This is a genomic window from Macromonas bipunctata, from assembly GCF_002837135.1.
Taxonomy (GTDB): domain Bacteria; phylum Pseudomonadota; class Gammaproteobacteria; order Burkholderiales; family Burkholderiaceae_C; genus Macromonas_A; species Macromonas_A bipunctata.
Genome location: NZ_NWBQ01000058.1, coordinates 106,716 through 113,433 on the forward strand (window position 1 = coordinate 106,716; position 6,718 = coordinate 113,433).

Genomic DNA, 6,718 nt, shown 5'->3' on the forward strand with positions numbered 1-6,718 from the left:
CATGACCGCGCAGCTCAAGTGCGACTACCAGGGTGCCACCCTGGTGCTGACCATCAGCAACCCCGGCCACCGCAACGCGCTGGGGCCCGACATCTACGCCGCGGGCATCGAGGCCATCCAGGCTGCCGATGGCAACCCCGAGGTGCGCAGCATCGTCATCACCGGCGAGGGCGACACCTTCTGCGCCGGTGGCAACCTGCAACGCCTGCTGGGCAACCGCCAGCAGCCGCCGCAGGTGCAGGCCGACAGCATTGAAGGCCTGCACACCTGGGTGGAGGCCCTGCGCAGCTTGCCCAAGCCCGTCATCGTGGCGGTGGAGGGCGCGTGTGCCGGGGCCGGGTTCTCGCTGGCGCTGGCCAGCGACTTCATCATCGCGGCGCAGAACAGCATCTTCGTGATGGCGTACAGCAACATCGGCATCTCGTCCGATGGCGGCGCGAGCTGGAACCTGATGCACATGGTGCCGCGCGCCACCGCGCTGCAACTGCTGATGTGTGGCGAGCGCATCGGGGCCGAACGGCTGTACCAGTTGGGGGTCATCAACCGTGTGACCGAGCCCGGTCAGGCGCTGGCCCAGGCGCTGGCGCTGGCCGACAACCTCAACGCCAAAGCGCCCAACGCGCTGGCCAGCTTCAAAGAGTTGGCCAACAACGCCTTCGCCCAGCCATTGAGCACGCAGTTGCAACAAGAGCGCGACCACTTTGTGCGCAACCTGCACCACGCCAACGGTGGCGAAGGCATCCAAGCCTTTTTGGACAAACGCCGCCCGGTGTTCGTCTGACCTTGGCCTGAGCTTGAGCGGCGGCACAATACGGGCTTTCTGTTTGCCGATTGCCTGGAAAGGCCCCGCTCATGCTCAAACACATTGTGATGTGGAAACTCAAGGACCACGCCGAAGGTGCCGACAAGGCCAGCAACATCGCCAAGGCGGTGGCTTTGCTGCGCGGTTGTGCCCAGCTCACACCCGACACACTGGCCTTTGAAGTGGCCACCGCCAGCCCCGGCCTCGAAACCACCTACGACATCGTGCTGTACAGCGTCTTCACCGACCGCGCCGCGCTCGACGCCTACCAGCAGCACCCGGACCACGTGGCCATCAAGCCCTTTTTGGGTGCGGTGGTGGAGCAGCGCCAGTGCATGGATTACGAAACCACGGCCCGCGCATGACCACCGCCGCCCCGTCCACCCTTGATGCCACAGCGCCAGAGGCCAGCTTGCCGTTTCCCGTGCCCATCCCGTTTGTGGAGCACCTGGGTCTGCGTCTGCTGCGCTGGCAGGATGGTGAAGCCGTGCTGGCGTTCGATCCCGCGCCTGAACACCTCAACTCCTTCAGTGTGGTGCATGGTGGCGTGGGCATGACCCTGTTGGATGTGGCGATGGCCCACGCCGCCCGCAGCGTACAACCCGGTGACTGGGGTGCCATCACCATCGAAATGAAAACCAGCTTTATGCGCGCCGCCGTGGGGCCGTTGCGCGCCAGCGGCACCGTGCTGCACCGCACCGCCACGCTGGCCTTCACCGAGGCCCGCATCCACGACGCGCAAGGCAGGTTGTGCGCTCACGCCACCGGCACCTTCAAGTACGTCAAGCGCCTGCCGGTCGGCAGCAAAGGCAGCCAGCCGCTCAACGCCGCCGACCCCATCGCCACCGACTGACCGGGCAGCGGATCACATCCCCAGCGACTTGAGCAGCGCGTCGGTGTCGTCGTCGCCGCTGCCTTGGGGGGCTGTAGCGGGTGCGTGGCTGGCCTTGGCCTGCTCAGCCTGCTCGGCTTCCAGTTGCGCCTGGGCGATCAGCGCGTCGGGGTCGAGTTCCTCGTTCTGGTCAAAGTCGTACAGCTTGACGAACTCGGTGCGGTCCACCGCCAGTTCCAGGTAGAAGATGTGGTTCTTACTGGTGTAGAACGTGACGCGGCGCGCCTCGGGGTGGTCCAGGTTGGCGTCCACGCTGAGCTGCACCTGCTTGTGGAGCACCAGCATCTTGGGCTGGTTCTGCGTGATGTGGGTCTGCAGCTCGCGGCGCACCTTGCTGGTGAAGTCGCCCAGCACCTGGTTCATGAGCTCGCCCATCACGTTGCCCACCTCGTCGGAGGTGTAGGAGCGCGCCAGGTCGGCCTTGTCCATGCCCATGTTGAGCATGTAGCTCTCGTAGAGTTCCATAGCGGCCTCGCCGGTGAAGTTGAGGATCACCAGGCCGGAAAATCCGCCATCAAACAGCACAAAGCAGCCAATATCGGGCTTGAGGCAGGTCTTATTGATGCGTTGCACCATGCCAGAATACTGCACATTGCCCCCTGTGGCCAGGTTGAGCACCTTGGTCACGGAGTTGCACAGGCTCTTGAGCAGGTCTTCGGTGCCAAACACCACGGTATCGTCGGAATGCAAAGGGCTCATGTGGGCAAGATTTTTAAGTGGAACAATGCAGACAAGGAAATGCGTGCAGCATAGCAGCGTGCGGGCGGTGGGCGCGTGCCCCCTTTAGAATGTGATTCTATTGAAATAAAAAACCAGAACCAGCGTATGTCCCAGTCCTCCCAGCAGCAACTCATCGCCCTGTCCCCCGAAAAACTGCGCGTGGGCATGGCGTTGCGCTTCACGCTGCTGGATGAGCAGGGCCGCGTGCTGCTGGCCAAGGGCTTGCGCATCGAGTCGCGCCACACGCTCGAGAGCCTGCGCGCGCGCCCGGCGGTGTACGTGGAGTACCAGGAGTCCGACGAGGCGGTGCAGGCGCTGATGTCGGGCCTGGCCGAGCTCAGTCGCATCGACGCCCCCATCAAGTACATCGGCCAGTACGCGCTGCAAAGCGCCAGCCTGGGGCGCAACGAGATGGTGGACGGTACGGTGGACACCATGCTTGACGAGGTGGAAGCACACCTGCGCGTGCTGCTGGCCCAGATTGCGCAGGGCACCCAGTCCAAGGCAGGGCCGCTGTTGGCGCAACTCGATGGCGTGGCGCGTAATCTGGAAACCATCTGGCAGCGCGACCGCGATGCCGCCGTGTTCGTGCTGATGCACCGCGCGGTGGTGGGCTACCGGGGCTACAGCGTGCTGCACGCGCTGCAGTGCGCGCTGCTGGTGCATGTGCTGGCGCCCACGCTGCACCTGTCCGCCGCTGAGGTACACGCCCTGCTGCAGGCCGCCCTGACCATGAACGTGGCCATGACCGCGCTGCAGGACACGCTGGCGCTGCAGACCCAGCCGCCGTCCGACGCCCAGCGCGCCCAGATCCGCCGTCACCCCGAGGAGGGCGCGCGCCTGCTGCAGGGCGCAGGCATTGAACACCCGCTGACGCTGGTGCTGGTGCGCCAGCACCACAACGATCTGCCCACGGTGGCCGTCGGCCAGCAGCGCACGCCGCTGGAGCGCCTGATCCACCTGCTGCAGGTGCTGGACCGCTACACCGCCGCCATGAGCCCGCGTGCCTCGCGCGCCGGGCGCGACGCCGCCGACGCCGCGCGCGCCGCCATCGTGCACAACCGCGTGGCCGGGCACGACGAGGTGGGCGTGGCGCTGCTGCAGGCGCTGGGCCTGTACCCGCCCGGCACCTTCGTGCTGCTGGAAAGCGGCGAGACCGCCCTGGTGCTGCGCAAGGGCGAGAAGGCCAACCAGCCGGTGGTGGCCACGGTGCTGAACAAAAAGGGCGAGCTGGTGAGCGAACCGCGCCTGTACAGCGCCGCCCAGGGTGGCATGGGCGTGCAGCACGCGGTGTCGGGCTCGCAGATCAAGACCCGCATCAACCTGGGCGCCATGCTCAAGCTGCTGGCGTACTCGCGCACGCCGGTGGCGGAGCGTTCGGGTGTCGTCAGCCCGTGGCGGGTGGTGTAGGCCGCGCCTTTCAGCCGGAGGCCGCGCCGGTGGCGGGCAGCAGCACCTGCGCCTCCAAGCCGCCTTCCGCGCCGCGTTGCAGCTCCAGCCGTCCGCCGTACAGCTCGATCAGGTCCTGGGCAATCGCCAGCCCCAGCCCCGAGCCGCACACCGATTCGTCCAACCGCACCCCGCGCGCCAGCACTTGCTGGCGCTGGGTTGCGTCCAGGCCCGGGCCGTCGTCGGCCACCACCATTTGCAACGTCGGCGGGGCCGATCCGGCCAGCGCCTGGGCGCGCACGGTCACGCGGTGCTGCGCCCACTTGCAGGCGTTGTCGATCAGGTTGCCCAGGATTTCGTGCAGGTCTTGCGCCTCGCCCGCAAAGTGCAGCGGTGTGGCGGGCAGTTCAATGTCAAAGGCCAGATCGCGCGTGGCGTGTACGCGCTGCATCACGCGCACCAGCCCTTGTACGGTGGCTTGCACCTCGGTGCGCTGTCCGGGCCGACGTTGTACCGCCGCCGCCCGGGCGTGCGCCAGGTGCCAGTCGATCTGGCGTTGCGCGACCTGGGTTTGCTCCTGCACCAGCTGCGCCAGCTCCAGGCACGGCGGCTGCAGATGGCTGTGTGCCGCCTGTTGCAGCACCGACAGCGGCGTCTTGAGCGCGTGCGCCAGGTTGCCCGCGTGCGTGCGTGAGCGCGCCACCACGGCCTCGTTTTGCGCCAGCACGCGGTTGAAGTCGTCCACCAGCGGTTGCAGCTCGGTCGGAAACTGGCCCTCCAGCCGCGCGGTGTGGGCCTGCTGCACCGTTTGCAGGCTGCGCTGTAACGATCGCAATGGCCGCAAACCCACCGCCACTTGCGCCCAGGCGGCGGCCACCAGCAACAGCAGCAACACCCCCAGCGACGCCGCCAGCACGCCCGCAAAGTGCCGCACCGCCGTGTGCGTTTCCTGCAAGTTGCCCGCCACCAGCAAGCGCCAGACCACCGAGGGCGCTCCGGGCAGCTGCACCCGGCGTTCCAGCAGCAGCACGGGTTCGTGGTTGGGGCCGTCCAGTTCGTGCGCGTGTACCGCACCGCGCTGCAGCGGGGCGGTGGGGGGCTGGAGCACCTGGTCCCACAGCGAGCGCGAACGCAGCACGCCCAGCTCCGCCGTGTGGCCGTTGTCCTGCAGCCGATCCACCTGCCAGTACAGGCCGGAATACGGCTGCGTCCAGCGCGGATCCGACAGTTGCTGGGTGTTGACGACCGGCCTGCCCGCCGCGTCGATCTCGATCTGACGGGTCAGCTGGTCCAGCTGGCGCTGCAGCCCGCTGCGGAACTGCTCCTGCACGTGCTGGCGGAACAGACCGGCCAGCACCCAGCCCGCCAGCAGCAGGGCCAGCGACAGCGCCCCCACCGTCGCCGCCAGCAAGCGCCAGCGCAAGGAGTGCCACCACGCGGCACGTACCAGGGGCGCAGTTGCCGCCGGGCTGGCGCTTGTCATGCCACGTGGAGCCGGTAACCCTGGCCGCGCACGGTTTCAATGGTCTGGGGCGACAGCTTCTTGCGCAGCCGCCCCACAAACACGTCGATGGTGTTGGAGTCGCGGTCGCCGTCCTGGCCGTAGATGTGCTCGGTCAACTCGGTGCGCGACACCACCCGATCCGGCTGGTGCATCAGGTAGTCCAGCACCCGCAATTCGTGGCTGGTCAGCGGCACCGGCTCGCCGTGGAAGGTGACGCGGCCCCGGCGCGTGTCAAGTTCCAGTGCGCCACAGGCCAGCAGCGGCGACGCCAGCCCGTGCGCGCGCCGGATCAGCGCCCGCAGCCGCGCCAGCAGCTCCTCGGTGTGGAAATGCTTGGTCAGGTAGTCGTCGGCCCCAGCGTCGATGCCAGCCACTTTTTCGTGCCAGCTGTCGCGCGCGGTCAGGATCAGCACCGGCGTGGTCACGCCCTGTTCGCGCCAGCGTTGCAGCACCGTCAGGCCGTCCAGCACCGGCAGCCCCAAGTCCAGTACCACCACGTCAAACGGCTCGGTGGCACCGGCGTGGTGGGCGTCCTGGCCGTTGTCGGCCTCGTCCACCACATAGCCCGCCTGTTGCAGGCTGTTCTTGAGCTGCAGCCGCAGCGCAGCGTCGTCCTCGACCAGCAAAACGCGCATGTTGTAGTGACCTTGGGGGTGGGGTTAAGGGGCGGCCTTGAGCTTGCGCTTGAGCACGCGCCCCGATTGTGCCTCCAGCTCCAGCTTGAGCAATTGCCCGTCGGCCTGCAGCACCTTGAGTTCATAGACCCAGCGCCCGTCCTCGCGCTCCAGCTCCACCTCCAGCACCTGCCCGGGGTGATCCTGGTGCTGCCGCGCCAGGATCTGCGACAGCGGCAGGATCTGCCCGGCCTGCACCGCCTGCCGGGCCTGGTTGTGGTCGTAGTCGTCGGCGTGGCTGGGGGGCGCGTGCAGGATCAGCGTGGCTCCCAGCGCCCAGGCCATTTGCCTCAGGCGACGGCTGGCAGGTTCCCCCACGGCTGGCGGGTGGGCGGTGGTGCGCGGGTAACCGAAGGGCTGCAAATCGGGTGACTTCATCAATCTGTGCGGGAAACCCCGGCATTCATGCCGGGGAGGGATAGCACGGCTTGCACAGCAAGCCCCTGTTTCCGCTCCTTTTTAGGTTGGCTATCTTCTGGATGGATGGGGTGGTTTTCGTGTAAATTGCACACATGGACATCAAGCGCGCATACCGCTTTAGGTTTTACCCAACGCCCGAGCAAGAGGTCATCCTCGCCCAGACGTTTGGTTGCGTGCGCTTTGTCTACAACCACATGCTGCGCCTGCGCAGCGAGGCGTGGGAGCAGCGGCAGGAACGCATGGGCTACCACGACACTTCCGCAGCGTTGACGTTGCTCAAAAAGCAACCGGAGTACGCTTGGCTCAACGACGTGTCC

The 6,718-nt window shown here is 67.0% G+C and carries 9 protein-coding genes; 5 read left to right on the top strand and 4 right to left on the bottom strand.

Annotated elements, in window-relative coordinates:
- Position 1 precedes the first annotated feature (1 nt).
- The 3 genes from CON76_RS09550 to CON76_RS09560 all read left to right on the top strand — a co-directional run bounded on the left by CON76_RS09550 (position 2) and on the right by CON76_RS09560 (position 1,655).
- Positions 2–781: an oxepin-CoA hydrolase, alternative type gene (locus CON76_RS09550; protein ID WP_101103119.1), complete on the top strand. Its 780-nt coding sequence runs from the start codon at positions 2–4 to the stop codon at positions 779–781.
- 71 nt (positions 782–852) lie between these two features.
- Positions 853–1,167 carry a Dabb family protein gene (locus CON76_RS09555; protein ID WP_101103120.1) on the top strand — a complete coding sequence of 105 codons (315 nt, stop codon included), beginning with the start codon at positions 853–855 and terminating at the stop codon, positions 1,165–1,167.
- The gene (locus tag CON76_RS09560; protein WP_101103121.1) at positions 1,164–1,655 is read left to right on the top strand and encodes a PaaI family thioesterase; all 492 of its coding nucleotides are present in this window, start codon (positions 1,164–1,166) and stop codon (positions 1,653–1,655) included. The genes CON76_RS09555 and CON76_RS09560 overlap by 4 nt, the downstream gene beginning before the upstream one ends.
- A 12-nt stretch (positions 1,656–1,667) precedes the next feature.
- On the opposite strand, the gene CON76_RS09565 is transcribed toward CON76_RS09560, so the two are convergent.
- The gene (locus CON76_RS09565; protein ID WP_101103122.1) at positions 1,668–2,393 is read right to left on the bottom strand and encodes a DUF3334 family protein; all 726 of its coding nucleotides are present in this window, start codon (positions 2,391–2,393) and stop codon (positions 1,668–1,670) included.
- A 126-nt stretch (positions 2,394–2,519) separates the two neighbouring features.
- Here CON76_RS09565 and CON76_RS09570 point away from each other — a divergent pair, with 126 nt between their 5' ends.
- A complete protein-coding gene (locus CON76_RS09570; RefSeq protein ID WP_101103123.1) occupies positions 2,520–3,824 on the top strand; it encodes an HD-GYP domain-containing protein in 1,305 nt (434 codons plus the stop codon).
- A 10-nt stretch (positions 3,825–3,834) separates the two neighbouring features.
- Here the strand turns inward: CON76_RS09570 and CON76_RS09575 are convergent, their stop codons facing one another.
- The 3 genes from CON76_RS09575 to CON76_RS13715 are packed head-to-tail and all read right to left on the bottom strand — an operon-like array spanning position 3,835 to position 6,359.
- Entirely contained in the window at positions 3,835–5,286 is a 1,452-nt protein-coding gene (locus CON76_RS09575) for a sensor histidine kinase (RefSeq protein ID WP_101103124.1), read from the bottom strand.
- Positions 5,283–5,942 (bottom strand): response regulator transcription factor, encoded by a 660-nt coding sequence (locus CON76_RS09580; protein WP_101103125.1) that lies wholly within the window; start codon positions 5,940–5,942, stop codon positions 5,283–5,285. The genes CON76_RS09575 and CON76_RS09580 overlap by 4 nt, the downstream gene beginning before the upstream one ends.
- A gap of 24 nt (positions 5,943–5,966) precedes the next feature.
- Entirely contained in the window at positions 5,967–6,359 is a 393-nt protein-coding gene (locus CON76_RS13715; protein WP_276308999.1) for a PepSY domain-containing protein, read from the bottom strand.
- 134 nt (positions 6,360–6,493) lie between these two features.
- On the opposite strand from CON76_RS13715, the gene CON76_RS09590 reads away from it, so the two are divergent.
- Positions 6,494–6,718: helix-turn-helix domain-containing protein (locus tag CON76_RS09590; protein WP_169929024.1), on the top strand; the 225-nt coding region annotated here is incomplete at its 3' end.